Source organism: Pseudomonas oryzihabitans (assembly GCF_007665395.1).
In the GTDB taxonomy this organism is placed as follows: Bacteria; Pseudomonadota; Gammaproteobacteria; order Pseudomonadales; family Pseudomonadaceae; genus Chryseomonas; species Chryseomonas psychrotolerans_C.
This window is the reverse complement of record NZ_VDND01000001.1, coordinates 497,985-524,691: the sequence shown is the minus strand read 5'-3', so window position 1 is coordinate 524,691 and position 26,707 is coordinate 497,985. Positions and strand designations below refer to the sequence as shown.

The following is a 26,707-nucleotide window of genomic DNA, read 5'->3' as shown; positions in this document are numbered from 1 at the left end:
AGAATCGCCATGACTGACCAGAACACCCCCGTGCTGCGCGAATCGGCCACCTTCGATCGCCTCACCATCCAGGAAATCCAGCGCGCCGCCGAGACCGGCATCTACGACATCCGCGGCGGCGGCACCAAGCGCAAGCTGCCGCACTTCGACGACCTGCTGCTGCTGGGCGCCAGCGTCTCGCGCTACCCGCTGGAAGGCTACCGCGAGAAGTGCGGCACCGACGTGGTGCTCGGCAACCGCTTCGCCAAGAAGCCGATCCACCTGAAGATCCCGGTGACCATCGCCGGCATGAGCTTCGGTGCGCTCTCCGCCAATGCCAAGGAGGCCCTGGGTCGCGGCGCCAGCATCGCCGGCACCAGCACCACCACCGGCGACGGCGGCATGACCCCCGAGGAGCGCGGCCAATCCCAGCACCTGGTCTACCAGTACCTGCCGTCGCGCTACGGCATGAACCCCGACGACCTGCGCAAGGCCGATGCCATCGAGATCGTCCTGGGGCAGGGCGCCAAGCCCGGGGGCGGCGGCATGCTGCTGGGCATGAAGGTCACCGAGCGGGTGGCCGGCATGCGCACCCTGCCCATCGGTGTCGACCAGCGCAGCGCCTGCCGCCATCCCGACTGGACCGGCCCGGACGACCTGGCGATCAAGATCGCCGAGTTGCGTGAGATCACCGACTGGGAAAAGCCCATCTACGTCAAGATCGGCGCCAGCCGTCCCTATTACGACGTCAAGCTGGCGGTCAAGGCCGGCGCCGACGTGGTGGTCCTCGACGGCATGCAGGGCGGCACCGCGGCGACCCAGGAGGTGTTCATCGAGCACGTCGGGATCCCCATCCTGCCGGCCATCCCGCAGGCGGTGCAGGCACTGCAGGAGATGGGCATGCACCGCAAGGTGCAGCTGATCGTCTCCGGTGGCATCCGCAATGGCGCCGACGTGGCCAAGGCCATGGCGCTGGGTGCCGACGCCGTGGCCATCGGCACCGCGGCGCTGATCGCTCTGGGCGACAACCATCCGCGGCTGGACGCCGAACTGCGCAAGCTCGGCTCGGCCGCCGGCTACTACGACGACTGGCAGAACGGCCGCGACCCGGCCGGCATCACCACCCAGGACCCGGAGCTGGCCAAACGCCTCGACCCGGTTGAGGGCGGCCGCCGGCTGGCCAACTACCTGCGGGTGCTGGTGCTGGAAGCCCAGACCATGGCCCGTGCCTGTGGCAAGTCGCACCTGCACAACCTCGATCCGGAAGATCTGGTAGCCCTCACCATCGAGGCCGCCGCCATGGCCCGGGTGCCGCTGGCTGGTACCCAATGGATTCCGGGGCAGACGGGGTTCTAGCGCGTAGGTTGGGTTGAGACGGCTCTATCGTCGAAGCCCAACATTGCCGGCCCTCTGGGCGACGTTGGGCTTCGCTGCGCTCAACCCAACCTACGGCCGGCCGCCATGGCCGCGATCGGGTGGTCTGCAACACGTCACTTCGGCCAGGCAGCCTGCTTGCCTGGCCGCACGACGATTCACGTTCCCTTTCATCCCTCGGCGAAGGAAGCTCGACATGATCGGTAAAGGCAAGGCGGTGGCGGTTCTGGTGGCAGCCCTCGGGATGCCTGGTATGGCCCTGGCGCAGGAGGCCAGGCTCGACAGCGGCGACACGGCCTGGATGATGATCTCCAGCGTGCTGGTGCTGATGATGCTGGTCCCCGGCCTGGCCCTCTTTTATGGCGGCCTGGTACGGTCGAAGAACCTGCTCTCCATCTTCACCCAGAGCTTCACCGTGGCCGGGGTGATCGGTGTGCTCTGGGTGGTCTATGGCTACAGCCTGTTCGCCGACACCACCGGCATAGTGGCGGGCGAGTTCAATCTCCATAGCCTGATCGGCGGCTTCAAGCACTGGATGCTGCTCGATGTGGTGCGCGACAGCCAGGTGGGCAGCATTCCGGAAAGCGTCTTCGCCACCTTCCAGATGACCTTCGCGCTGATCACGCCGATGATCATCGCCGGCTCCTTCGCCGAACGGATGAAGTTCAGCGCCGCCGTGCTGTTCTGCGCCCTCTGGTTCACCTTCTGCTACCTGCCCCTGGCGCACATGGCCTGGAGCGGCCCGGGCGGACTGCTGTACGACTGGGGCATCCTCGAATTCGCCGGCGGTACCGTGGTGCACATCAATTCAGGGGTTGCCGGGCTGGTGGCCTGTGTAATGCTCGGCCATCGCCGAGGCTATAGCACCCAGGCCATGCCACCGCACAACCTGGGCTTCGCCCTGACGGGTGCGGCGCTGCTCTGGGTCGGCTGGTTCGGCTTCAACGTCGGTTCGGCGGTGGCGGCCAGTGCCAGCGCCGGCATGGCCATGCTGACAACCCAGATCGCGGCCTGCGCCGGCATCCTCGGCTGGCTCGCGGTGGAGTGGCTGCGCACCGGCAAGGCCAGCGCCCCGGGCGTCGCCTCCGGTGCCCTGGCCGGTTTGATCGCCATCACCCCGGCCTGCGGCTTCGTCGGTCCGGCCGGCGCCCTGGGCATGGGCTTGTTGACCGGCGCGATCTGCTACGCGGCGGTGGTCTATCTCAAGCGTACCTTCGGTTACGACGATGCCCTGGACGCCTTCGGCCTGCACGGGATCGGCGGCATCGTCGGCTCGTTGCTCACTGGCGTCTTTGCCAGCAAGAGCCTGGGCGGCTACCAGGACATCACCATTGCCAGCCAGGTGATGATCCAACTCAAGAGCGTGCTCTTCACCGTGGTGTTCTGCGGCGTCATGACCTTCGTGCTGCTCTGCATCACCCGGGTGCTGACCCGTGGTTTGCGCGTCTGCGAGCAGACCGAAGCAGAGGGACTGGACCTGTTCCAACACGGCGAAAAGGCCTACGGCTAGAAGCGCGTTAGCCCTCAACCAGCCACCGGAGCTAATCCGGTGGCTGGCTCGACTCAACCCTCGGAGCGCGCCGGATCCGCACTGCGTGGATAGGTGCGCTCTTCCTCGATACGGCCATCCGCGGTGTGGATCTTGACGCTACCGGTCTTGCCGTCCAGGTACTGCGCAGCCTGGTGGACGATGGCGTCCTTGGTCGAGGCCTTGAGCAGGGCGCGGTCGCCGTGCTCTTCCTTGAATTCCCAGCCGGTGTCGGTAGGTAGGATGTGGTAGTTCTGCATCTGGTCTACGTAGGGCCTTGGGCCCGTGCCTGGTCTTGGGTTGCGTCTGTTTCGACCCGCTTTCGCCCGAGAACATTCGAGCGAAGCGGCCAGGGGACGGCTTGGCGGAATCGGGGTAGGGTGACTGGCCGAGCAACCCTGGAGGTAGATCACCCGGGTGGGGGTGTACCCACAGAGCGCGTCTGTGCCCTTGGCGCCGCCGACGCCGTCGCGACGGCAGGTGGAAGCCGTTAATGTCCAATGCCCGCGTGGCAGCCAAGGGTAACCTGGCAGCGTGCAGAAATAATTTTCCTCAGCCTGTTGTTTCTTCCCTGATAAATCAGTATCTTAGCGGCCGCTGGTGCAGAGAACCCCCGCTGAACGGGTTCTTCGCTCAAGCCAGCCGGATGCCGCAAGGCTTCCATGCGCAGCGGTAGTTCAGTCGGTTAGAATACCGGCCTGTCACGCCGGGGGTCGCGGGTTCGAGTCCCGTCCGCTGCGCCATTTACCTCTCGCGAGCTCTGCCTCGCGGGTATCGAAAGAAGCGGCCCTCGTGGCCGCTTTTTTTCGTCCTGCCTTTTTGTCGCACCATCTTGCCGGGGCGAAACCCCAACGCTTCGTTGACCTCCAACCTCTATCGTCGACGCGCAGGAGCGGCCATGAAGATTGCCTGTCTGGGTTGGGGTTCGTTGATCTGGAAGGCAGCGGAATTGCCGGTCGCCTCGAACTGGTTCAGCGATGGCCCCTGGCTGCCCATCGAATTCGCTCGCGAGGGTGACAGCGGCAAACTGGCCACGGTGCTCTGCGCGGGCGTCGCCGAGGTGCAGGTGCTCTGGGCCCGGCTGGCCGTCGCCACCTTGCAAGAGGCGCGCGAAGGCCTGCGGGAGCGGGAAGGGGTGCCCAGGGAGCAGCCGGAGTGCATCGGCAGCTGGCCGAATGGACCCCAATCGCCTTTTCAGGCTGACATCGGCCGCTGGGCGGCGGCCAACGGCCTGGATGCCGTGGTCTGGACCGCCTTGCCGCCGCGCACGGGCGGCCTAAATCGGCGTATGCCATCCGCGGACGAAGCCCTGGATTACCTGCGCAAGCTCGATCCCGATCGTCAGGCCCATGCGCGCGACTACATCCGGCGCACCCCGGTGGCCATTACCACGGCTTACCGGCGGCTGTTCGAAGAGACCTTCAATTGGCGTCCCCTGCCAGATGCGGCGCAACCCCTGGAGTGTGCCCGCTAGATCGCGGCCCGCCAGTACCCAGCCCTCCCCATCATTCCGCGTCCAGGACGTCCAAACCCTAGGCCGGACCCAAGGATCTTGCGCCCACCGCCATGCCCGTCGCCTTGCGTCCTGGCCGCTTGGCCTGGCGACCCTGCGCCTGGGTGCTGCCACGTCATGGGTACGGATGACAAGGCCGGCCCCTAGGCAAATACCCAGGGCCTAGGCGCAAGGAACGGGGTCGCGCAGCGGCGGCGTCTGCCCCTGCCTGCATGTGGAAACATGACGCTCTTCTCCCTCCGCCACCCTTCGTCGAGCACGTCGGCGGGATTCCCCTTGCACAACGCGGCAATCCATGTATTTTATTCGACAACTTTACGACTTATCGTGAAGAAGGAAAGTACATTACAAGACTGTCGAAGGATGGGGCCATGTCTGAACTCAAGTTTGCAACTCGTCTGAACTCGTTCGCTTCCGGCGCGCATCGCTACTGGCCGGAGCAGCAGGGCAAGCCTTCGGTCATGCAGATGATCGCCCGCGCCGGTACCGCGAAGGGTCTGACTCATCTGGACCTCAATTACCCTCAACACCTCACCACCGATATCGATACCCTGAAACACGGCATCGAAGACGCGGGCCTGGCGGTGAATGGCATGCAGATGCGCTGGGATGCCCCTCAGTTCAAGATCGGCGCCTTCACCCATCCGGACGCCCGAATCCGTCGTGAGGCGATCGAACTCACCAAGCGCGGTATCGATGCCGGTCGCGAATTCGGCGCTTCCCTGATGACCTTGTGGATGGGGCAGGACGGTTTCGATTATTGCTTCCAGGCCGACTACAAGAAGATTTGGGAGGACGCGGTGAGCGCCGTCCGGGAAGTGGCGGAATACGCCCCGGACGTCGACGTCAGCATCGAATACAAGCCCAATGAGCCGCGTGCCTTCAGCATCTTTCCCAACGCCACGACCTGCCTGCTGGCGGTGGAGGAGGCGGGGTGCGCCAACCTGGGTATCACCCTGGACTTCGCCCATGTGCTGTTCGCCAACGAAGTCCCGGCCTTCGCCGCGGCCATGGTCGCCCGCCGCTCGCGCCTGCTGGGCCTGGATCTCAACGACGGCTGGGGCAAGCGTGACGACGGCCTGATGGTGGGCTCGGTCAATCCGCGCGCCACCCTGGAGTTCCTCTGGCAGATGCAGCGGGATGGCTATCGCGGCGCCTACTACTTCGACACCTTTCCGGATGCGAGCGGCCTCGATCCGGTGCGCGAAGCGGAAACCAACATCGCGACGGTCAAGCGCCTCCTCAAGCTGAGTGAGCGCCTCAATGACAACCCGGCCTTGGCGGACGCCATCAGTCGCCAGGATGCGGTCGCCTCGCAGCAGATCGTTAACGACCTCCTGTTGGCCGGCTGACCTCGCGGCCCACGCCATTTACCACCGCTGAATCTCAACAATAACAATAGAAGGCCAGAAAGATGAAAAGACTGTTGCTCTCCGCAGTGGTGTCGGCTTGGCTCTGCTCCAGTGTCCAGGCCGCCGAGCTCACACCGCTGAAGTCCGATAGCGAGCCGGACCGGACCGATTGGTCCCAGCTCGATACCCGCTATGGGCCGCTGCCCAAGACCGAGAAGACGCTGAAGATCGGCGGGGTGTCCAAGACGCTGACCAACGAGTACTGGCGACTGCTTGGCCAGGGCTACAAGAACGCCGCCCAACAGTACGGTGTCACCGTGGAATATCAGGCTGCCGCCAACGAAGACGACCAGCTCGGTCAGCTGTCGATTGCGGAAACCATGATCGCCCAGGGCTTCAATGGCCTGCTGGTATCGCCCCAGACCGATATCAACCTGGAGCCGGCACTGCAGACCGCCACCAGCAAGCAGATACCGGTGGTCAACGTGAACGACGCGGTGATGCCCAACGCGCCTCACTACGTGGGTAACGTCCAGAAGGACAACGGCGTACGGGTCGCCCGATGGTTCATCCAGAACCGGCCCCAGGGAGGCAAGCTGGCGGTGATCGAAGGCCAGCCCGGCGTCTATGCCGCGGGCCAGCGCACGCGCGGTTTCAAGGAAACCATGGCGACGCAGAACGCCTTCACCATCGTCGCCAGCGTGCCAGCCAACTGGAGCCGGGAGCAGGCGTACAACGTCGCCTCCACGATTCTCCAGCAGCACCCCGATCTGGTCGGTTTCTACGCCAACAACGACACCATGGCCCTGGGCGTCGTCGAAGCGGTGCGGGCGCAGAACAAGACGGATCAGGTGGCCGTGTTCGGCACTGATGGCATCTCCGACGCCTACGCGTCCATCAAGCGTGGTGAGTTGACAGGCACGGTGGACAGCTTTCCCGTCCTCACCGGCGAGGTTGCCATGGACGTCATGCTGCGCTTGATCGAGGGCCAGAAGATCTCGCGGGTCGTCGCGACGCCCCAGGCCCTGATCACCAAGGAAAACGTCGAGGCGTTTTCGACCAAGGACAACGCAACGTTGCGTCAGCTGCTGACGGCACACTAGCTCGGGCGGGGATGGCATGGAACAGTATCGCTTGATGATGCGTGGCATCAGCAAAACCTACGGCGCGGCTGCCGCTTTACAGAACGTCGATTTTCTCGTGAAGCCGGGTGAGGTTCATGGCCTGATCGGCGAGAACGGCGCGGGAAAATCGACACTGCTCAACATCCTCTCTGGCGTTCGTGAAGCGGATGCCGGTGAAATCAGCGTCGACGGACAGCCGGTTCAGATGAAGGGACCGCTCAGCGCCAGGCGGGCGGGGATCGCGATGATTCATCAGGAGCTGCAGCTGGTTCCTGAGCTTTCCGTCGCCCAGAACATGTTCCTCGGCCGTCCCCTGACCAAGGGGTGGGGGTGCTGGGTCGACAGGCAGGCGCAACTCACCAGGGCCCGGGCGATTCTCCAGCAGCTCGATCCAGGGATAGATCCCGACACCGCCATCAAGAACCTCAAGGTGTCCCAGCAGCAGATCGTTGAGATCGCCCGTGCCCTGCTGGACGATGCCAGGATCATCGCCATGGATGAGCCTACCTCCAGTCTCACACCGCGGGAGTTCGAGCGCTTGGCGGAGTTGATCGGGGCGTTGAAGGCAATGGGGGTGTCGCTCATCTACGTGTCCCACAAGATGAACGAGATCTTCAAGGTCTGCGATCGGGCGACCATCATGCGCGATGGTCGCCAGGTCGGCGTCGTCGACATCCGCGACGAGACCGAAGAAAGCATCGTCGCCAAGATGGTGGGGCGTGAGCTGGAAAGGCTCGAACACAACAGTTACGTCACCGACCGGGAAAGGTTGCGGGTGAGCAATGTCACCCGTGACCGGGCCGTGTTGCCGGCCACGTTCAGCGTTCGCGCCGGTGAAGTGCTGGGTATCGCCGGCCTGGTTGGCGCCGGGCGGACCGAACTGCTCAAGCTCATCGCCGGGCTGGATAAGCGCAGCGGCGGAGAGGTCTGGGTGGATGGCCAGCCGGTGCGCAACCACGATGTCCGGGCTGCCATCCGGGCCGGCATCGGCCTGGTGCCCGAGGATCGCAAGAAGGAAGGCATCATCAGGGCGCGCGCCGTGAAGACCAACCTTGCACTGCCCTCCATGGCCCAGTTCACCTTCGGCGGGATCATCAAGCGACTGAAGCTCGACCGTGTCGCCCTCGAGGTCATGAGCGATCTGAAACTGCGGCCGCTGGATATCGACAAGACCATAGGCACGCTCAGCGGTGGCAACCAGCAGAAGGTGATCATCGGTCGCTGGGTGGCGGCGGATACCAAGGTGTTTCTCTTCGACGAGCCGACCCGCGGGATAGACATCGGCGCCAAGGCGGAAATTTACAACTTGATCGAGCGCCTGGCGCAGGCGGGTAAAGCCATAGTGGTCGTTTCCTCGGAAATGACCGAGATCTTGCGGATAGCGGATCGCGTCCTGGTCATGCGAGAAGGCCGGATCACCAAAGAATTATCCGGTGATGCCATCACCGAAGAGAATATCGCGCGCTTCGCGATAAAGGATCTGGAAGCGGCCTGACGCTGCCTCCTTTATTCATCTAAAAGGCAAATAACATGATGACGCACTCGGAATCCCTGCAAGCGGGTCGCCCTGCAGCACGCCTGAAATTCAACTTGCGTGACGCCGGCACGCTGATCGGTTTGTTGATCATCGTGGTGACCTTTTCATTACTTTCGCCGGTCTTTTTCACGCTGCCTAATGTATTGAACATCCTGCAGCAGTCCTCGATCAGCGCGCTGATCGCCCTGGGCATGACCCTGGTGATCATCTCCGGCGGGATCGATCTTTCCGTCGGTCCCACCGCCGCCCTCGCTGCCGTCCTGGGGGCGACGCTGATGGTGGCCGGCGTTCCCGTCCCCCTGGCGATCCTGGCGACACTTGCCGTCGGCGTCACGAGCGGCGTCTTCAGCGGAACGCTGATCGCCTACGCGGGATTGCAACCCTTCATCGTCACCCTGGGCGGGCTCTCGTTGTTTCGGGCCATCGCCCTTATCTATACCGGCGGCAATCCGGTATTCGGCATCCCGACGGAGTTTCGCAGTCTCGTCAACGGTAGCCTGCTGGGTATTCCAGTACCCATCCTGGTGGTCGCGGTCATCGCCCTGGTGCTGTGGACGGTGCTGAACAAGACCCCGTTGGGCGAGTACATCCTGGCCATCGGCGGCAACGAAGAGGCCGCCCGGGTGGCAGGTGTGCCAGTGAAAAGGACCAAGGTCGTCGTCTACGTGATTTCGGGCACCCTGGCCGCGCTGGCGTCCTTGATCCTGATCGGTCGTCTCGGCGCCGCGGAGCCCACCATCGGCAACCTCTGGGAGCTCGATGCCATCGCAGCGGCTGCCATCGGCGGCGCTTCCCTGATGGGAGGCAAGGGCAGCATCTTCGGCACCCTGGTCGGGGTGGTCATCCTCGGTGCCCTGCGCAATGGCCTGACGCTCCTCAATATCCAGGCCTTTTATCAGTTGCTCGCCATAGGCCTTATTATTATCTTGGCGATGTTGATAGATCGGGCCACTCGAGGCAAGTAATGAAGCAGGATCCACGAGCCATCGGCGCTCAAATTCGTATGCGTCTGCCGCAGTTGACGCCATTGGAGCGACGTGTCGTTGAAGCCGTTATCGCCCGTTCCGATATCAGCGAACAAACTTCGCTGAAGGAGATCGCCCAGGAAAACGGCGTCTCCGAAGCCATGATTGTCAAGATCACCAAGAAACTTGGCTTCACGGGTTTCCGGGATTTCAGAAGTAGTTTGATCTACTACAACGCCTCCGAAGTGGCCGGGCTGCATGCGGAAATAGAGCCCGGCGACTCGTCGGAACAATTGCTGGCCAAGGTGTTCAGGACGTCCATTCAGGCCATCGAAGAAACGATGTCCATTCTGGATATAGCGGAATTCAATCGGGCCGCGGATATCATCTTCAAGGCGCGGCATATCGATCTCTATGCGGTGGGTGGCTCCGCAGCGGTCGCCCGGGATCTGTCGCACAAGATGCTCAAGATCGGAATCAAGTCCACCGCGTACGATGATGCGCACATCATGCTCATGTCGGCCGCCGTGTTAGCCGATGATGATGTGGTCATTGCCATCAGTCATTCCGGGGCTACCCGGGCGGTCAACGATCCGGTGGTGCTCGCGGCCCGTAACGGCGCCCGGGTAATCGCCATTACCAACTATGCCGAATCACCCATCGCGCGCCACGCCCACGTGGTGCTCAACTCAACGTCCCAGGGATCGCACCTGCTCGGTGAAAACGCTGCCTCGCGAATCGCCCAGCTGAATATTCTCGACGCCCTGTTCGTCGCTATCGCGAAGAAGGATTTGCAGCGGGCGGAAAAGAATTTGATGAAAACCCAGCGTGCGGTCCAGGACCTGCGGGAACTCTAAAGATGAAGAACATTCTGGTTACCGGCAGCCTGCACTACGACATCATGCTGGACGCTGACCATCGTCCGCGCAAGGGCGAAACGGTCATGGGTACAGCCTGCGATTACAAGTTTGGTGGGAAGGGCGGCAACCAGGCGGTAGCAGCCGCGCAGGCCGGCGCCAGGGTCAGGTTCATCGGTGCCGTGGGAGACGACGAACAAGGCCGCTTCCTGCTCGGGCATCTCGTCGCGGCAGGTGTCGATGCGTCCGGTGTCCAGGTGGTGGCGGGCAGTCCCTCGGGAATGAGCGTGGCGATCACCGACGCCGAAGGCGACTACGGGGCGGTGGTGGTCTCCAATGCCAATCTCCACATAGCTGCAGCGGCGTGCCACTCACCGGGCTTCTGGGATGATGTGGCGATGCTGGTGCTGCAGAACGAAGTGGCCCCCGGGCTCAACCTGGAAATCGCCCGTGCGGCCCGCGCCCAGCAGGTGCCGGTATGCCTCAACGCCGCGCCAGCGCGGGTCCTCCAGCCCGAACTGGCAGCCTGCATCGACGTTCTGGTGGTCAATGCCGTGGAAGCGCGCGACATGAGCGGTCTTCCAGTGGAGGATCTGGTTGGCGCCCGGGCGGCGGCCGAGGCGCTATCCGCGAGCTTCGCCAGGGTGGTGGTGACCGCTGGCGAGCATGGCGTAGCTTTCAGTGAAAAGGGGCAAAGCGGCGTGTTGCCCGCGATAGAAGTCGAGTTGGTCAGCACCCATGGCGCCGGGGATTGTTTCGTCGGCGTGCTGAGCCGGGCGCTGGCTGAAGGCGAGCCGCTGTTGGAAGCCGTGGCGATTGCCAATCAGGCCGCGGCGGAACACGTATCGCGCGTTGCCTGAACTTTTCATCCGGGCTCCCGTTCGTTTGCGTCGCTGAGCGCGCACCCGCTATCAGCGACGCGCCTTTCAAACGGACTTCCTCTCCGCGCGCTTAAGCTCGACCTGTCGTCGAAGAGCGCTCCGTGCCTTGATCCCATACAACTTCGACGCGCTATTAATAGGACTTCGGAGCAGGTCGGCTGGATAAGGCTCCTATGAATTCGCGGGATAGTTATATCTGCCTCTGGCGTCGCCTTGCGCGATGCTCTATTGTCTGCGCCAACTTTCACGGGATGTCGTAGTCTCAGCTACCGTACATTCCACTTCCATCAGGAGCGCCCATGTCCCGCCTCGCCGAATTCCGTGCCGCCGAAGAACAACTTCGCGCCCAGCTGCAATTGCTCGAAGACCTCAAGCAGGACACTTCCCTGCAGAAAGAAATCGAATTCGAAAGCAAGCTGCAAGGGCTGATGGACGAATACCAGATGAATCTGGGCGATATCATCGGCATTCTGGATCCCAACGCTGCCCCCAAGCACAAGGCGCAGACGCCACATCCGGAAAAGCCAGCGGGCAAGCGTCGTCCGCGGAGTACCAAACGCTACCAGCACCCCAAGACCGGCGAAGTCATCGAAACCAAGGGCGGCAACCACAAGTTGCTCAAGGCGTGGAAGGCCGAACACGGCGCGGATACCGTCGAAGGTTGGCTGCAGTAATAGCGACCGGCGTTCCGGTCGATAACGGCATCCTGCTCGTCTATCGACCGGAACCTTGTTGCCAGCATTCTTGCGCAGGATAGCGTCTGCCAGACCCAATAGCCGCAACGGCTAAGTAGCGGGTCGCTGCGCCTTGGTCACCGAACGTTCTACTCATCTTTTCTTATTGAACTACCTTTGCTCGGAAGCGCCTCGAAGGTGCGGGCATGGCGCACATCGAAATATCGAGTTCATGAACTGCTCTGGCTCGCCGCTGCGCGCATCCCACTAATCAGCTATCCATCCGCAAGCGATAGCCAACTCCCGGCTCGGTCACGATAAAGCGCGGTGCCACCGGATCATCGGCCAACTTCTGGCGCAAATGGCCGATCACGATGCGCAAGTAGTGAGTGTCCTGGGCATGGGTCGGACCCCAGATATCGATCAGCAACTGGCGTTGGGTCACCACCCGCCCGGGATGTTGGGCGAGGGCGGCCAGGACGGCGTATTCCTTGCGCGTCAGCGCGATCTCGGTACCTGCCAGGGTCACCCGCCGATAGGCGAAGTCCACCCGCAATTCGCCTATCTCCAAGGCGGCGACCTGGGCCGCGGCGTTACCGGGTGCCTGGCGGAGCAGGGCGCGGACCCGGGCGAGGAACTCCTGGATGCCGAAGGGCTTGGTGACATAGTCATTGGCGCCGGCATCCAGGGCGCGGACCTTCTCGCGCTCGTCCGCCCGCACCGAGAGCACCAGCACCGGTACCGCCGACCACTCGCGCAACTCGGCCAGCACCTCCTGGCCATCCCGGTCCGGCAGGCCGAGGTCGAGGATCACCATGTCCGGCTGGCCGACGGCGGCCTGGGCCAGGCCATCGGTGCCAGTGGCGGCCTCGCTCACCTGGTAGCCCTGGGCAGCGAAGCTGATGCGCAGGAACTTGCGGATCTGGGGTTCGTCGTCGATGACGAGGACATGAGCGGACATCGAGAGGCTTCCACAGCAAAGGGCACCATCATAGCGTCTAGCTGACGCCTGTTACCTGAGCTAGTCCGCAGGCGGCGTCGGCAGCGGCAGGTGCATGCGCATCGTGGTACCGCGGCCGTCGAGGCCATCGTCCACGCTGACCCGGCCGCCGTGGGCGCCCACCATGCCCTGGCAGATCGCCAAGCCCAGGCCGGTGCCCTGGCCGCCGCGATCACCGCGGGCCGCGGTATAGAACATGTCGAAGATCCGGCTGCGATCCTCCAGCGGAATGCCGGGACCCTCGTCGGCGACGGCGATCTGCAGTTCGCCGGCCTGGCGCGTCAGGCTGACCTCGAGGCGTCCCCCGGGAGTGGAAAAGCGGATGGCGTTCTCCAGCACGTTGACCAGGGCCTGCTCGATCAGGGCGGGGTGCACCCAGAGCAGCGGCAGGCCTTCTTCCACCCGGCGGGTGACCTGCAGCCCGGCGAGCAGCGGCTGGAGCCGCTGCAGGGCGCTGGCCAGGATGTCCCCGGGATCGACCCAGTCACGGGCCAGTTGCAGGCTGCCGTGGCCGAGGCGGGTCATGTCCAGCAGGTTCTGGATGTAGCGATCGAGCCGCTCGGCCTCCTGCCGGGTGGCTTCCAGCAGGTCCTGGCGATCGGCGGCCGGGATGACGTCGCCCAGGGTCGCGAGGGCATCGATGGAGCCGCGCATGACCGTCAGCGGCGTGCGCAGGTCGTGGGAGACCGAGGCCAGCAGGGCGCTGCGCAGCTGTTCGGTTTCCCCATGCAGGCGCGCGGCTTCGAGGTCCTCGCTGAGGCGTACCCGAGCCAGGGCTTGCGCCAGCGGCTGGCCAAGGCTGGCCAGTTGGCGACGCTCGCCGTGATCCAGCGGGCGCGCCTCCTCGCGGCGTACACCCAGGACGGCGAGACTGCCGCCTTCGGCCAGCAGCGGCCACCACCACCAGCGGCCGGAGGGCAGGGTGTCGGTACCACAGCCCGCCGGTTTTTCCTGCTTCCAGGCCCATTCGGCGGCAATGCGCTCGTTGTCGGCCAGGGCGAGGTCCGGCGGCTGGGTGGCCAGCCGTCCGCCGTCCTCCGGCAGCAGCAGGCAGACGTGCTGGGCGGTGTCGCCCAGGTGCTTGAGGGTGACGCTGACCACGGCCTGGCGATCGCTGGCGGCACTCAACTGGCGGGTGAAGTCGAGCAGGGCCAGGGTTTCGCGCTGGGTGAGGCGCAGCGCCTGCAGCTGGCGGCGCTGCCGGGCGGCCAGGTCACCGGTGAGCAGCGCCATCAACAGGAAGAACGCCAGGGTGAGGACGTCCTGCTCCCGGTTGATGGTCAGCGAGAACGCCGGCGGAATGAACAGGAAATCGTAGGCGAGAAAGCCGAGCAGGGCGCAGAACAGCGCGGGTCCGCGGCTGCTGCGCACCGCCACCAGCAGCACCGCGGCGAGAAAGATCAGCGAGATATTGGGCAGCTCCAGCAGCCCCGAGACACCTTCGGCGATCGCGGCGGCCAGGCCGGTCGCCAGGATGGCCGCACCGTAGGGGCCGGGGCGCAGCGGACGCCGCGAGCGGGCGGTGGGCGGGGTGTCGCGATCCAGATCGAGGATGGCGATCTCCAGGCCCTGGGCCAGGCGTAGCAGGCGGCTGGCCAGCCGGCGTCTCACGCTGAAGCCGCGGGGCCGGCCGCGGCCGATCAGCAGCACGCTGGCGCGCTGATCGCGGGCATGGCGCACCAGGGCGCGGGCCGGGTCGCTGTCGCGCAGCGTCAGGACCTCGCCGCCGAGGCGCTCGGCCAGGCGCTGGCTGGCTTGCAGATGGGTGCGGGCGGCATCGTCCAGCGGTTGGCCGGTGTCGACGTGCACCAGCGTCCAGGGCAGGTGGCGCTGCTCGGCCAGGCGACTGGCATGGCGCACCAGGCGCTCCGCCGAGGGTGAGGTGCCGGCACCGACGATCAGCCGCCCCAGCAGCGGCGGGGCGGCCTGGCCCTGCTGGCGATAGCGCAGCGTCAGGGCGGAGTCGACCTGGGCGGCGGCGGTACGCATGGCCAGCTCGCGCAGGGCGGTCAGGTTGGTCTGGCTGAAGAAGGCGTCGATGGCGGCGCGCGCCTGTTCGGGCACATAGACCTTGCCCTCGCGCAGCCGCTCCAGTAATTCCCGTGGTGGCAGGTCGATGAGCACCAGTTCATCGGCGTCCAGCAGCACCTGGTCCGGGACCGTTTCCCGCACCTGCACGCCGGTAATGTCGCGGACCTCGTCGTTGAGGCTTTCCAGGTGCTGGACGTTGACCGTGGTATAGACGTGCACGCCGGCGGCGAGCAGGTCCTCGACGTCCTGCCAGCGCTTGGCGTGGCGACTGCCCGGGGCATTGCTATGGGCCAGCTCGTCCACCAGCACCAGGTCGGCCGGCTCGGCGAGCAACCCTTCCAGGTCCAGTTCGGTGAGCTTCAGACCCCGGTGCTCCACCCGCCGCAACGGCTGTTGCGGCAGGCCGGCGAGCAGGGCCGCGGTTTCCCGCCGCCCGTGGGTTTCCACGATCCCGGCCCGCACCCGGCGGCCTTGGCGCAGGGCGGTCTGGGCCGCCTGCAGCATGGCGTAGGTCTTGCCCACGCCGGGGGCCGCTCCCAGGAACACCTTGAGACGGCCGCGCCCTTCGCGGTGTTCGGCGAGCAGCGCCTCGGCGCGCCCGGTGCTGTCGGTCATGGAGCCAGTTCCGCCAGGGCCAGATTGAGAAGCAGGACATTAACCGTTGCCGGGCCGAAGAGCGAGGTGTGCGTCTGCTCCCGTACCAGGGTCTCCAGGCGCTCCGGCGCCAGGCCACGGGCCGCGGCGATGCGGGCGATTTGGTAGCGGGCGCCCGCCGGGGTTATATCGGGGTCGAGGCCGCTGGCGGAGGTGGTCACCAGTTCCTGGGGCACCGGTCCCTGGTCGGCCACCAGCACGTCGGGCAGGGCCTTCTCGATCCGCTCGCGCAGGGCCGGCGCTCCTTGCGCCAGGTTGCTGGCGCTGCTGGAAACGGTGGCGTAGTCGCCAGCCGAGGGGCGCGGCTGGAACCACTCGGGACCGGTGAATTTCTGGGCGATCAGGCGGGAACCGACGACACTGCCGTCGGCGCGCTGGATGAGACTGCCACCGGCCTGGTCGGCGAATAGCACCTGGCCGAGCACCGTCACCAGCAGCGGATAGGCACCGCCCGTGAGCACGCTGAGCAGCAGGAGCATCAGCGCGGCGGAACGAAGTTGCATGAGCATGGCGGTTTCCTCAGACCAGACCCAGGGCGCCGAGCACCAGGTCGATGACTTTGATGCCGATGAAGGGCACGGCGATGCCGCCCAGGCCGTAGATCAGCAGGTTGCGACGCAGCAGGGCGGCGGCACTGGCGGCCTTGACCCGTACCCCGCGCAGCGCCAGGGGGATCAGCGCGACGATGATCAGGGCGTTGAAGACGATGGCCGAGAGGATGGCGCTCTGCGGACTGGCCAGGTGCATCACGTTCAGCACATTGAGCTGCGGATAGATGCCGGCGAACAGCGCGGGCAGGATGGCGAAGTACTTGGCCACGTCGTTGGCCACCGAGAAGGTGGTCAGGGCGCCCCGGGTCACCAGCAGTTCCTTGCCCACCTGCACCACGTCCAGCAGCTTGGTGGGATCGGAATCGAGGTCCACCAGGTTGGCGGCCTCACGGGCGGCCTGGGTGCCATCGTTCATGGCCATGCCCACGTCGGCCTGGGCCAGCGCCGGTGCATCGTTGGCGCCGTCGCCGCACATGGCCACCAGCTTGCCCTCGGCCTGCTCGCTACGGATGCGCTCGAGCTTCTTCTCCGGGGTGGCTTCGGCGATGACGTCATCCACCCCGGCCTCGGCGGCGATGGCCGTGGCGGTCAGCGGATTGTCACCGGTCACCATCACGGTGCGGATGCCTAGGGTGCGCAGTTCGGCGAAGCGTTCGCGGATACCGGGCTTGACCACGTCCTTGAGGTGGATGGCGCCGAGCAGCTGGCCCTCGCCACAGACCAGCAGCGGGGTACCGCCACTCTTGGCGATGGTCTCGATCTCGCGGGCGAGCACCTCCGGCACGTCGGCACGGGTCTGGCCGAGGAAGCTCAGCACGGCATCCACCGCGCCCTTGCGGAATTCGCGGCCCTGCCAGTCGATCCCGGACAGGCGGGTCTCGGCGCTGAAGGGAATGGCCGTGACCTGGGCGCGCGGCGGCTCCTCCAGCGGGTGCAGGTTGCGCAGGTACTCGACCACCGAGCGACCCTCCGGGGTCTCGTCGGCCAGCGAGGCATAGAGCGCGCCTTCGGCCAGCGCCTTGGGCGTGACGCCGGGCGTGGCGTAGAGGGCGCTGCAGCGGCGGTTGCCGAAGGTGATGGTGCCGGTCTTGTCCAGCAGCAGGGTATGGACGTCGCCCGCGGCCTCCACGGCGCGACCGGAGGTGGCGATCACATTGAGGCGCACCAGGCGATCCATGCCGGCGATGCCGATGGCCGAGAGCAGGCCACCGATGGTGGTGGGGATCAGGGTCACCAGCAGCGCTACCAGGAACAGCAGCGGTAGCTCGCCGCCGGCCAGGACGGCGAAGGGCTGCAGGGTCACCACCACCAGCAGGAAGATCAGCGTCAGGCCGATCAGCAGGATGTCCAGAGCGATCTCGTTGGGGGTCTTCTGGCGCTTGGCGCCTTCCACCAGCGCGATCATCCGGTCCAGGGTCGATTCGCCCGGATTGGCGGTGATGCGCACCCGGATCCAGTCCGACACCACCCGGGTGTTGCCGGTGACCGCCGAACGATCGCCGCCGGACTCGCGGATCACCGGCGCGGATTCGCCGGTGATGGCCGCTTCGTTGACCGCGGCCACGCCCTCGATGATCTCGCCGTCACCGGGGATCAGTTCGCCGGCCTCCACCCGTACCACCTGGCCCTTGCGCAGGGAACTGGCCGGCACCATGCGGTGGCTGCCGTTTTCTTCCAGGCGGGCGGCCAGGTTCTGGCCGATACCCTTGAGACTGTCGGCGCGGGCCTTGCCACGGCCTTCCGCGAGGGCCTCGGCGAAGTTGGCGAAGAGCAGGGTGAACCACAGCCAGAGCGTGATCTGCACCGCCACCCCGGTGCTCACGCCATTGTTGGGCGCCAGGCACAGCAGGGTGGAAAACAGCGCGGTGATCTCCACCACGAACATCACCGGCGAACGGATCTGCTGGCGCGGGTCGAGCTTGACGAAGGCCTGCCGCAGCGCCTGGCGCCAGAGGGTGCCGGCGGTAGGGGTGGGCAGGGTGTGGGTCTGGGCATCCATTTCAGCGGACTCCGAACAGTTGCAGATGGTCGGCGATCGGCCCCAGGGCGAGCGTCGGCAGGAAGGTCAGGCCACCCACCAGCAGGATGGTGACGACGAGCAGGGTGACGAACAGCGGGCCGTGGGTCGGGAAGCTGTTGGGCCCCACCGGAACGGCGCGCTTGGCCGCCAGGCTGCCGGCGATGGCCAGGATCGGCAGGATGTAGCCGAAGCGGCCGATCAGCAGCGCCAGGCTCAGCATCAGGTTGTGGAAGGGCGTGTTGGCGCTGAAGCCGCCGAACGCCGAGCCGTTGTTGGCGGTGGCCGAGGTATAGGCATAGAGCAGCTGGCTGAAGCCATGGGGCCCGCTGGCGCCGATACCGGCCACGCCAGCCGGCACGCTGGCGGCGATGGCGCCCAGTACCAGCACGCCCAGCGGCATCACCAGCAAGGTCGCCACCAGCAGGCGGACCTCGGGTGCCTCCAGCTTTTTGCCCAGGTATTCGGGGGTGCGGCCGACCATCAGGCCGGCGATGAACACGGCGATGAGTACGTTGAGCAGCATGCCGTACAGACCGGCACCGACCCCACCGAAGATCACCTCGCCGAGCATCATGTTGAACAGCGCGACCAGCCCGGTAAGCGGCGACAGGCTGTCGTGCATGGCATTGACCGAGCCGTTGGACGCGGCGGTGGTCACCGTGGCCCAGAGTGCCGAGGCCACGGCGCCGAAGCGGGTTTCCAGGCCTTCCAGCGAAGCGCCCTGGGTGATCGGCAGGCTGGCCAGCGCCGGGTTACTGTGGTCCTGGGCGCCGATGGCGACCACGGCGCCGACCACCAGCAGGCCGAACATGGCGGCGAAGATCGCCCAGCTCTGCCGCCGGTCCTTGACGTAATCGCCGTAGCTGAACACCAGGGCCGCCGGGATCAACAGGATGGCGGCCAGCTCCAGCAGGTCGCTCAGCGCGGTGGGGTTCTCGAAGGGGTGGGCCGAGTTGACGCCGAAGAAACCGCCACCATTGGTGCCGAGCTGCTTGATGGCGATCTGGCTAGCGGCCGGGCCGAGCGGCAGGCTCTGGGTGGCACCCTGCAGGGTGCTGGCATCCACGTAGGCGGCGAAGGTCTGGGGCACACCCTGCCAGATCAGCACCAGTGCCAGGGGGACGCACAGGGGCAGCAGCACATAGAAGGTGGCACGGAACAGGTCGACCCAGAAATTGCCGATCTCGCGCGCGCTACGCCGAGCGATGCCGCGGGCCAGGGCGGCCAGTACCGCGACGCCCACGGCCGCGCTGACGAAGTTCTGCACGCCCAGGCCGACCATCTGGCTGAAATAGCTCAGCGAGGCTTCGCCGCTGTAGGCCTGCCAGTTGGTATTGGTGACGAAGCTGATGGCGGTGTTCAGCGCCAGGGTCCATTCCAGGCCCGGCAGATGCTGGGGATTCAGCGGCAATTCGCCCTGCAGCAGCAGGATGGCGAACAGCAGGGCGATGCCCAGCAGGTTGAACAGCACCAGGGCGATGGCGTAGGTGCGCCAGTCCTGGCCGCGGCCATCGGTGCCAGCCAGCCTGAGCGTCAGCCGCTCGAGCGGTGCACCGAGGAAGGTCAGCCAGGTCCGCTCGCCTTCGAGGGCGCGGTAGTAGAAGCGCCCGAGGAAGGGGGCGGGCAGGAAGGTCAGGGCCAGGAAGGCCAGGATCAGGAACGCGGCTTGGCTGTCCATGCCGCCTCCCTAGTTGCGGCCGGCGCGTAGCAGCGCCGCCAGCAGATAGACGAACAGCCCCAATGCCAGCAGCAGGGCCAAAAGATTCCAGGGGTTCATTGCGCGCTCTCCACGAATCAAAGCTCCTCGAACGGCAGATGCCGCGTGGAGAAATTGTCGTGAGGAGGGCTGTAAAGAAGCGAGGCGCGCTCAGGTGCGGGGGCGTAAAGAAAGCGTTAAATCGGCCCCGCCGTCCAGTAACGACGGGGCCTGGCGATCACTGCTGCGGGGCGCTCTGCTGCTCTTGCTTGGCCTTCTTGTTGGCCTCGTGATGACCGATGGCACAGCCGGCGGCAGCGCCGGCCACACCATGGCCCCCGGCGACATGACCGGCAGCGCCGCCGACGACGGCGCCCTTGACGCAGCCGGCGGCGAAGGTGGCTTGGCTGGCGCCGAGCAGCATGACGGAAAGGGCAAGGGTAGGCAGGAGTTTCATGGTGGCGACCTCTCGTGGGTGCGAAGTAATGTCCTGTAACAATTGACCAGGCCAAGCCGCGCCAGTTCGCTTGTGCTATCCATTCGCACAGATAGGCATAGCGTATCGCGGATATGGCCGCGATAGGCCGTAGGTTGGGTTGAGACGGCTCTATCGTCGAAGCCCAACATTGCCTGGGTCTGGAGACACTGTTGGGCTTCGCTGCGCTCAACCCAACCTACGGCGGCCCACCATGGCCGCGATGACCGCCTCAAGCGTAAGCCTGGATCGGAAAGGCCGTGGCAGAGCGCCCCGATATAGGTCTTGCTACTGGCGCGTTCGTAGATGCAGCACCGCCCAATACGCCGGCTTCGGCCGTTGCTGGTGGTCGAACAGGAGCGGCTGGTCGTCTCCTGGCACGCCCGGCGTGTTGTTCAGGTAGCTGTGGTCGTCGGCCACGCCCCACCAAGTCACGGCGCTCACCTCGGGATGCCTCAGGACCATGGCCATCAGGTCGCGCATGCGTTCGCCCTGCAGATCCAGCCGCTGTGGCAGCGGCAGTGACGGTCGATAGTCGTGGTGCTGGTAAAGGCTCATGTCCAGCTCGGTGATCTGGTTTTCCAACCCCAGCCGGGCGAAGGTGGACAGGGACTGGTCGATGGCCGCCAGGCTCGGCCAGTAGATACTGATATGGGTCTGGTGACCGACGCCCTGCACCGGAACCCCGGCGGCCAGCAAGCCCTTCACGACGCGCGCCAGGCAGTCGCGCTTGGCGGGTTCCTGGGTGTTGAAATCGTTGATGAACAGTCGCGCCTGGGGATCGGCGGCATGGGCGGCGCGAAAGGCTTCGGCGAGATAGTCGGGACCGACCACCTGCAGCCAGCGATCATTGCGCAGGCAGCTGGATTGGTTGGCGTCGATGGCTTCGTTGACCACGTCCCAGGCGTAGACCCGCCCGCGGTAGTGCCCGACCACGGTCGCGATGTGCTGGCGCAGCCGTTGCAGCACCTGCTCGCGTGACGCTGGCCGGCCATCCTGTCCTTGCCAGAACCAGTCTGGCGTATGGCTGCCCCACAGCAGGGTATGACCACGCACCGCCAGGCCGTGGCGTTCGGCGAAGGCGACGATGGCATCGGCCGGTCCGAAGACGTAGCGGTCCTCCTGCGGATGGATCTGCATCGGCTTCATGGCGTTCTCGGCCACCAGGCTGCTGAACTGTTGCGCCAGCAAGGCGCCATCGGGCCCCGCCAGTTGATCCGGCTCGATGGCGGCACCGATCTTCAGGCGTGGAGCATAGGCCGCGGCAAGCGAGCGCGTGGCGGATGCCTGGCTCGCGTCCGCAGCCAGCAGGCAGGTGGTGGCGCTGCACAGGCCGAGCGCCGTTAACGCGAAAAAGAGCCAACGTGCCATCTGTCGAAATCCTCGGTCTGCCTGCGGGGCGCCGCGGCGAGTCCCGCATGAGCCAGGTGCCCGATGAGGCCTGGCGTCAGGAAGCTTTGTGCGGTTGCTCGGCCTTGGCCTTCTCCGCCAAGTGATGGCCGACTACGCACCCGGCGACCGCGCCAGCGATGGCATGGTGTCCGGCCACATGCCCGGCCACGCCGCCCACCACGGCGCCCTTGATACAGCCGGCCGCCATACTCGTCTGGCTGACGGCGAGGAGCAGGGCGGTCAGGGATAGGGCAGCAAGACGTTTCATGAAAGGGACCTCGGGCTGGATGTCGAGCCGAGGGTAAGGGCACCAGGGTTAACTGATGCTTAAGGCACGTGTCTTCGTCTCGCGCCTTATCGAACGCCGCCGCCAGGCTCATCGACGGCTTGGCGATAGAGGCTCTCGTAGCGTGGAAAATGGCGCAGCCTTTTCCACTGATTGCCGCTCTCTCAGCCCCCACGTGGACAAGCTTCGCGTTGTCCACCCTCCTGCGAGGGCACCATAAAAAAACCGCCCCGAGGGGCGGTCTTTATTACCCGAACGCTAGCGTCAGACTTCGACGGCGGCGATGCGGGCTTTTTCGGCGCTTTCACGGAATTCGGCGATCTGGTCGAAGCTCAGGTAGCGGTAGACGTCCGCCGCCATGCTGTCGATGCTCTTCGCGTATTCCATGTATTCCTCGACGGTGGGCAGCTTGCCGAGGATCGAGGCCACTGCTGCCAGCTCGGCCGACGCCAGGTAGACGTTGGCACCGTCGCCCAGGCGGTTGGGGAAGTTACGGGTGGAGGTGGACACCACGGTGGCATTGGCGGCCACGCGGGCCTGGTTGCCCATGCACAGCGAGCAGCCCGGCATTTCCATGCGCGCGCCGGCCTTGCCGTAGATGCCGTAGTAGCCTTCCTCGGTCAGCTGGTGCTGGTCCATCTTGGTCGGCGGCGACAGCCACAGACGGGTCGGGATCGAGCCCTTGACTTTGTCCAGCAGCTTGCCGGCGGCGCGGAAGTGACCGATGTTGGTCATGCAGGAACCGATGAACACCTCGTCGATCTTGTCGCCGGCCACCTGGGACAGCAGGCGGGCGTCGTCCGGATCGTTCGGAGCGCAAAGGACCGGCTCGTTGACCTCGGCCAGGTCGATCTCGATGACTTCGCTGTATTCGGCGTCGGCATCGGCGGCCAGCAGTTCCGGGTTGGCGATCCAGGCTTCCATGGCGCGCGCGCGGCGCTCCAGGGTGCGCGGGTCACCGTAGCCTTCCTCGATCATCCAGCGCAGCAGGGTGATGTTGGACTGCAGGTACTCGGTGATGGACTCGGGCGACAGCTTGATGGTGCAACCGGCGGCGGAGCGCTCGGCGGAGGCATCGGACAGCTCGAACGCCTGCTCCACGGTCAGGTCTTCCAGGCCTTCGATCTCGAGGATGCGGCCGGAGAAGATGTTCTTCTTGCCCTTCTTCTCGACGGTCAGCAGGCCCTTCTGGATGGCGTAGTAGGGGATGGCATGCACCAGGTCACGCAGGGTGATCCCGGGCTGCATCTTGCCCTTGAAGCGCACCAGGACCGACTCCGGCATGTCCAGCGGCATGACACCGGTGGCCGCGGCGAAGGCTACCAGGCCGGAACCGGCCGGGAAGGAAATGCCGATCGGGAAGCGGGTATGGGAATCGCCACCGGTGCCTACGGTGTCGGGCAGCAGCATGCGGTTCAGCCAGCTGTGGATGATGCCGTCGCCCGGACGCAGGGAGACGCCGCCACGGGTGCGGATGAAATCCGGCAGGGTGTGGTGGGTCTTGACGTCGATGGGCTTGGGATAGGCCGCGGTGTGGCAGAAGGACTGCATCACCAGGTCGGCGGAGAAGCCCAGGCATGCCAGGTCCTTCAGCTCGTCGCGGGTCATCGGACCGGTGGTGTCCTGGGAACCGACGGTGGTCATCTTCGGCTCGCAGTAGGTGCCGGGGCGCACGCCCGCTACGCCACAGGCCTTGCCGACCATCTTCTGTGCCAGGGTGTAGCCCTTGCTGCTCTCGGCCGGCTGGTCCGGCTTGTTGAACAGGTCGGACGGGCCCATGCCCAGTTCGGCACGCGCCTTCTCGGTCAGGCCACGGCCGACGATCAGCGGGATACGACCGCCGGCACGGACTTCGTCCAGCAGCACGGGGGTTTTGAGTTCGAAGGTGGCGAGCACCTCGTCGCTGCCATGGCGGGTGACCTTGCCGGCCTTGGGATAGACGTCGATGACGTCGCCCATTTCCAGCTCCGACACGTCGAATTCGATCGGCAGGGCGCCGGCGTCTTCCATGGTGTTGTAGAAGATCGGGGCGATCTTGGAGCCGAAGCAGAAGCCGCCGGCGCGCTTGTTGGGCACGTAGGGGATGTCGTCGCCGAAGAACCACAGCACCGAGTTGGTGGCGGACTTGCGGGACGAACCAGTGCCGACCACGTCACCGACGTAGGCGACCGGGAAGCCCTTGGCGCGTACTTCCTCGATCTGCTTCAGCGGACCGATGCTGCCCTGCTGCTCGGGAACGATGCCGTCGCGAGCCATCTTCAGCATGGCCAGGGCGTGCAGCGGGATGTCCGGGCGCGACCAGGCGTCAGGCGCGGGGGAGAGGTCGTCGGTGTTGGTTTCGCCAGGCACCTTGAACACGGTCAGAGTGTACTTCTCGGCGATTTCCGGACGCTTCCGGTACCACTCGCCTTCGGCCCAGGACTGCATGACCGCCTTGGCGTGGGCGTTGCCGCTCTTGGCCTTCTCGGCCACGTCGTGGAAGGCGTCGAACATCAGCAGGGTGTGCTTGAGCTGCTCGGCGGCGACGGCGCCAAGCTCGGCGTCATCCAGCAGCTCGACCAGGGTGGCGATGTTGTAGCCGCCCTGCATGGTGCCCAGCAGCTCGGTGGCTCGCTGCTTGGTGATCAGCGGGGACTGGGCTTCGCCCTTGGCGATGGCGGAGAGGAAACCGGCCTTGACGTAGGCGGCTTCGTCGACGCCCGGCGGGACACGGTTGGTAATGAGGTCGACGAGGAAAGCTTCTTCGCCGGCGGGAGGATTCTTCAGCAGCTCGACCAGACCGGCCGTTTGTTCGGCGTTCAGCGGCTGGGGCACGATGCCCTGGGCGGCACGCTCTTGTACGTGATTACGATAGGCTTCTAGCACAGGTTGACCCTCATCAGTGGTCCAATATTGCGTCCGGGGGCTGGCGCCCCGAAATGTATCCGGCAGGGGTGACGGGGGAGGCTGCGGGCAGGACCGCCGTCGCGCCGGACGCATTCCGCTAGAAGCTGTTTTCAAAGTTTTACGCCGGCCGCTGCTGTGCAGGTCGGGCGGCAGGGCGGTTGATGAGGCCGCCGCAGCCCGGGTGCCGGAAACTTTGCTCGTGACGCTTTGAAAACAGCTTCGTATCGGACATTGCGCCTATAAGGCTGCCCAATTCTACGCCAAGCCTGCGGCGAAGTTAAGCGCTGCGTTGTCGCAACCCGACTTCGCCGCCTTGGACCTTGGCGGTAGACGGCCTAGCGGCCCAGGTGGGCGAAACGCCCGGTGAAGGGCTTGGCGAGGGGATAGGCCAGGTCGCCGTGCTTGCTGGTCCCCAGCCCCAGGTCGACCAGGGCCTCGGCCAGCTTGACCGCCGCGCTCACCCCTTCGATCACCGGGATGCCGATGGCCTCGCTCAGGGCCTCGCGCAGATCGGCCATGCCGCCGCAGCCGAGCACGATGGCGCCGGCGCCTTCCTCGTCGCGCGCGCGCCGGCCTTCAGCGGCGATCAGCTCGATCAGGCTGTCATCGGCGGCTTCCAGGGCGAGCACCGGCAGGTCGATGCAGCGCACCGAGGTGCACAGGTCGGCGAAGCCGTACCGCTGCAGCAGGTGCTCGGCGATGATGCGGGTGCGGGTGAGGGTGGTCACCACGGCGAAGCGGGTCGCCAGCAGGCTGGCCAGGTGGAAGCCGGCTTCGGCGATGCCAAGTACCGGCCCCTGGGCCATCTCCCGTGCCGCCAGCAGGCCCGGATCGCCGAAGCAGGCGATGACATGGGCCGCGCAGCCGGCCTCGACGCCCTTGCGCATCTCCTCGATCACCCCGACCGCGGCGACGGCCTCGTCATAGTGACTTTCGATGGAGACCGGCCCGGCCTCCGGATTGCTGGCCAGGATGGTGGTGCCGGGTCGGGCGATGGCCTGGGCCGCACGACCGATCTTGGCGGTCATGGCGGCGCTGGTGTTGGGATTGATGACCTGGATCTGCATGGGCTGCCTCAACTGCGTTTGAAGATGCTGCGGAAATCGGGTTCGGCCGGGGCGGGCTGGTCGATTCTCAAGGATTCGCGGATCAGGCGCAGATGTCGCGCCATCCAGTCGCTGGCCGCCGGACCATCGCCCCTGGCGAGCAGGTCCAGCAGCTCGCCGTGTTGGCCGCAATCGCAGCCCAGGCTGTGGCGCGAGCCATAGATGGCGATGAGCAGCGAGGAACGGCTGGCCAACTGGGCGACCTGCTCGGTCAGCACCTGGTTGTCGGCCAGCGCCGCGAGTTCGACGTGGAAGCGGGCGGAGAGCTGGATCGCCAGGCTGTGACGCCCACTGTGCTGGGCCTCGTGCTCCTCTATACAGAGCTGGCGCAGCGGGGCGAGGTGCGTCGCGTCGACCCGGGCGGCGACCAGGGGCATCAGCGCCGGCTCGATCAGTTGCCGCGCGGCGAGGATGTCCTGGGCTTCCTTGGCGCTGGGTTGGGCGACCTGGGCGCCGCGGTTGGCGCGCAGGGAGACCAGGCGCTCCAGGGCCAGGCGCTGCAGCACCTTGCGGATGCCGGTGCGGCTGATGCCGAAGGTCTCCGCCAGGGTGTCCTCGGGTAGCCGGGTACCGGGCGCCAGCCGATGCTCGACGATGGCTTCGAGGATGTCTTGATAGATCCGCTCGTCCCGGGGCGAAGCGGCCACGGCGAGCGGGGAGGGCACGGCACTCATGGGCGGACTCCGACGATTTGCCTGAATTGTATACAGAATTACCGACCGCGACGACGGCCAAAGATCCGCAAGACCTGTGCGCCACGGTAGCGCCTGCTGCCACGAAATGCCCCATGGGGGTGCAAGCTAGGACGTTTTAATCGGCGATGCCA

General features: G+C 65.7%; 23 protein-coding genes and 1 tRNA gene. 11 read left to right on the top strand and 13 right to left on the bottom strand.

Going from position 1 to position 26,707, the window contains the following annotated elements; genetic code table 11:
- The first annotated feature begins 9 nt into the window (after positions 1-9).
- Both FSV73_RS02420 and FSV73_RS02415 read left to right on the top strand, forming a co-directional pair.
- A complete protein-coding gene (locus FSV73_RS02420) occupies positions 10-1,335 on the top strand; it encodes an FMN-binding glutamate synthase family protein (RefSeq protein WP_145003320.1) in 1,326 nt (441 codons plus the stop codon).
- A gap of 214 nt (positions 1,336-1,549) precedes the next feature.
- Positions 1,550-2,863: an ammonium transporter gene (locus FSV73_RS02415; RefSeq protein ID WP_145003317.1), complete on the top strand. Its 1,314-nt coding sequence runs from the start codon at positions 1,550-1,552 to the stop codon at positions 2,861-2,863.
- A 53-nt stretch (positions 2,864-2,916) separates the two neighbouring features.
- Here the strand turns inward: FSV73_RS02415 and FSV73_RS02410 are convergent, their stop codons facing one another.
- Positions 2,917-3,141, bottom strand: a complete 225-nt coding sequence (locus tag FSV73_RS02410) for a DUF2188 domain-containing protein (RefSeq protein ID WP_145003314.1) — start codon at positions 3,139-3,141, stop codon at positions 2,917-2,919.
- A 406-nt stretch (positions 3,142-3,547) separates the two neighbouring features.
- Between FSV73_RS02410 and FSV73_RS02405 the strand changes: the two genes are divergently transcribed.
- The 9 genes from FSV73_RS02405 to FSV73_RS02365 all read left to right on the top strand — a co-directional run bounded on the left by FSV73_RS02405 (position 3,548) and on the right by FSV73_RS02365 (position 11,784).
- A tRNA-Asp gene (locus FSV73_RS02405) sits at positions 3,548-3,624 on the top strand.
- Between the two features lie 155 nt (positions 3,625-3,779).
- Positions 3,780-4,355 (top strand): hypothetical protein, encoded by a 576-nt coding sequence (locus FSV73_RS02400; protein WP_145003311.1) that lies wholly within the window; start codon positions 3,780-3,782, stop codon positions 4,353-4,355.
- 410 nt (positions 4,356-4,765) lie between these two features.
- Positions 4,766-5,746, top strand: a complete 981-nt coding sequence (locus FSV73_RS02395) for a sugar phosphate isomerase/epimerase family protein (RefSeq protein ID WP_145003308.1) — start codon at positions 4,766-4,768, stop codon at positions 5,744-5,746.
- Between the two features lie 62 nt (positions 5,747-5,808).
- On the top strand, positions 5,809-6,849 hold the full coding sequence (locus tag FSV73_RS02390) for a sugar ABC transporter substrate-binding protein (RefSeq protein WP_145003305.1): 1,041 nt from the start codon (positions 5,809-5,811) through the stop codon (positions 6,847-6,849).
- Positions 6,850-6,865: 16 nt separating this feature from the next.
- Positions 6,866-8,365, top strand: a complete 1,500-nt coding sequence (locus tag FSV73_RS02385; protein WP_145003302.1) for a sugar ABC transporter ATP-binding protein — start codon at positions 6,866-6,868, stop codon at positions 8,363-8,365.
- A gap of 35 nt (positions 8,366-8,400) precedes the next feature.
- Positions 8,401-9,372: an ABC transporter permease gene (locus FSV73_RS02380; protein WP_222119433.1), complete on the top strand. Its 972-nt coding sequence runs from the start codon at positions 8,401-8,403 to the stop codon at positions 9,370-9,372.
- On the top strand, positions 9,372-10,229 hold the full coding sequence (locus FSV73_RS02375) for a MurR/RpiR family transcriptional regulator (RefSeq protein ID WP_145003299.1): 858 nt from the start codon (positions 9,372-9,374) through the stop codon (positions 10,227-10,229). The genes FSV73_RS02380 and FSV73_RS02375 overlap by 1 nt, the downstream gene beginning before the upstream one ends.
- Positions 10,230-10,231: 2 nt before the next feature.
- Positions 10,232-11,089: a PfkB family carbohydrate kinase gene (locus FSV73_RS02370; RefSeq protein ID WP_145003296.1), complete on the top strand. Its 858-nt coding sequence runs from the start codon at positions 10,232-10,234 to the stop codon at positions 11,087-11,089.
- A 320-nt stretch (positions 11,090-11,409) separates the two neighbouring features.
- Positions 11,410-11,784: a histone-like nucleoid-structuring protein, MvaT/MvaU family gene (locus FSV73_RS02365; RefSeq protein WP_145003293.1), complete on the top strand. Its 375-nt coding sequence runs from the start codon at positions 11,410-11,412 to the stop codon at positions 11,782-11,784.
- A 271-nt stretch (positions 11,785-12,055) separates the two neighbouring features.
- On the opposite strand, the gene FSV73_RS02360 is transcribed toward FSV73_RS02365, so the two are convergent.
- The 12 genes from FSV73_RS02360 to FSV73_RS02305 all read right to left on the bottom strand — a co-directional run bounded on the left by FSV73_RS02360 (position 12,056) and on the right by FSV73_RS02305 (position 26,555).
- Positions 12,056-12,745, bottom strand: a complete 690-nt coding sequence (locus tag FSV73_RS02360) for a response regulator (RefSeq protein WP_145003290.1) — start codon at positions 12,743-12,745, stop codon at positions 12,056-12,058.
- A gap of 60 nt (positions 12,746-12,805) precedes the next feature.
- A complete protein-coding gene (locus FSV73_RS02355; protein WP_145003287.1) occupies positions 12,806-15,430 on the bottom strand; it encodes a sensor histidine kinase in 2,625 nt (874 codons plus the stop codon).
- A complete protein-coding gene (gene kdpC, locus FSV73_RS02350; RefSeq protein ID WP_145003284.1) occupies positions 15,427-15,978 on the bottom strand; it encodes a potassium-transporting ATPase subunit KdpC in 552 nt (183 codons plus the stop codon). Before kdpC ends, FSV73_RS02355 begins: the two co-directional genes overlap by 4 nt.
- Positions 15,979-15,988: 10 nt before the next feature.
- Complete coding sequence (kdpB, locus tag FSV73_RS02345) at positions 15,989-18,019, bottom strand: potassium-transporting ATPase subunit KdpB (RefSeq protein ID WP_145003281.1); 2,031 nt, start codon at positions 18,017-18,019, stop codon at positions 15,989-15,991.
- Between the two features lies 1 nt (position 18,020).
- Entirely contained in the window at positions 18,021-19,718 is a 1,698-nt protein-coding gene (gene kdpA, locus FSV73_RS02340) for a potassium-transporting ATPase subunit KdpA (protein ID WP_145003278.1), read from the bottom strand.
- A gap of 9 nt (positions 19,719-19,727) precedes the next feature.
- Positions 19,728-19,817, bottom strand: a complete 90-nt coding sequence (locus FSV73_RS02335) for a potassium-transporting ATPase subunit F (protein ID WP_145003275.1) — start codon at positions 19,815-19,817, stop codon at positions 19,728-19,730.
- A 157-nt stretch (positions 19,818-19,974) separates the two neighbouring features.
- Entirely contained in the window at positions 19,975-20,193 is a 219-nt protein-coding gene (locus tag FSV73_RS02330) for a hypothetical protein (protein WP_145003272.1), read from the bottom strand.
- Between the two features lie 306 nt (positions 20,194-20,499).
- Positions 20,500-21,582 carry an endo-1,4-beta-xylanase gene (locus tag FSV73_RS02325; protein ID WP_145003269.1) on the bottom strand — a complete coding sequence of 361 codons (1,083 nt, stop codon included), beginning with the start codon at positions 21,580-21,582 and terminating at the stop codon, positions 20,500-20,502.
- Between the two features lie 76 nt (positions 21,583-21,658).
- Positions 21,659-21,871: a hypothetical protein gene (locus FSV73_RS02320; protein WP_145003266.1), complete on the bottom strand. Its 213-nt coding sequence runs from the start codon at positions 21,869-21,871 to the stop codon at positions 21,659-21,661.
- A gap of 282 nt (positions 21,872-22,153) precedes the next feature.
- Positions 22,154-24,754 carry a bifunctional aconitate hydratase 2/2-methylisocitrate dehydratase gene (acnB, locus tag FSV73_RS02315; RefSeq protein ID WP_145003263.1) on the bottom strand — a complete coding sequence of 867 codons (2,601 nt, stop codon included), beginning with the start codon at positions 24,752-24,754 and terminating at the stop codon, positions 22,154-22,156.
- A 356-nt stretch (positions 24,755-25,110) separates the two neighbouring features.
- On the bottom strand, positions 25,111-25,842 hold the full coding sequence (locus tag FSV73_RS02310) for an aspartate/glutamate racemase family protein (protein WP_145003260.1): 732 nt from the start codon (positions 25,840-25,842) through the stop codon (positions 25,111-25,113).
- 8 nt (positions 25,843-25,850) lie between these two features.
- Positions 25,851-26,555 carry a GntR family transcriptional regulator gene (locus FSV73_RS02305; protein ID WP_145003257.1) on the bottom strand — a complete coding sequence of 235 codons (705 nt, stop codon included), beginning with the start codon at positions 26,553-26,555 and terminating at the stop codon, positions 25,851-25,853.
- Positions 26,556-26,707 lie beyond the last annotated feature (152 nt).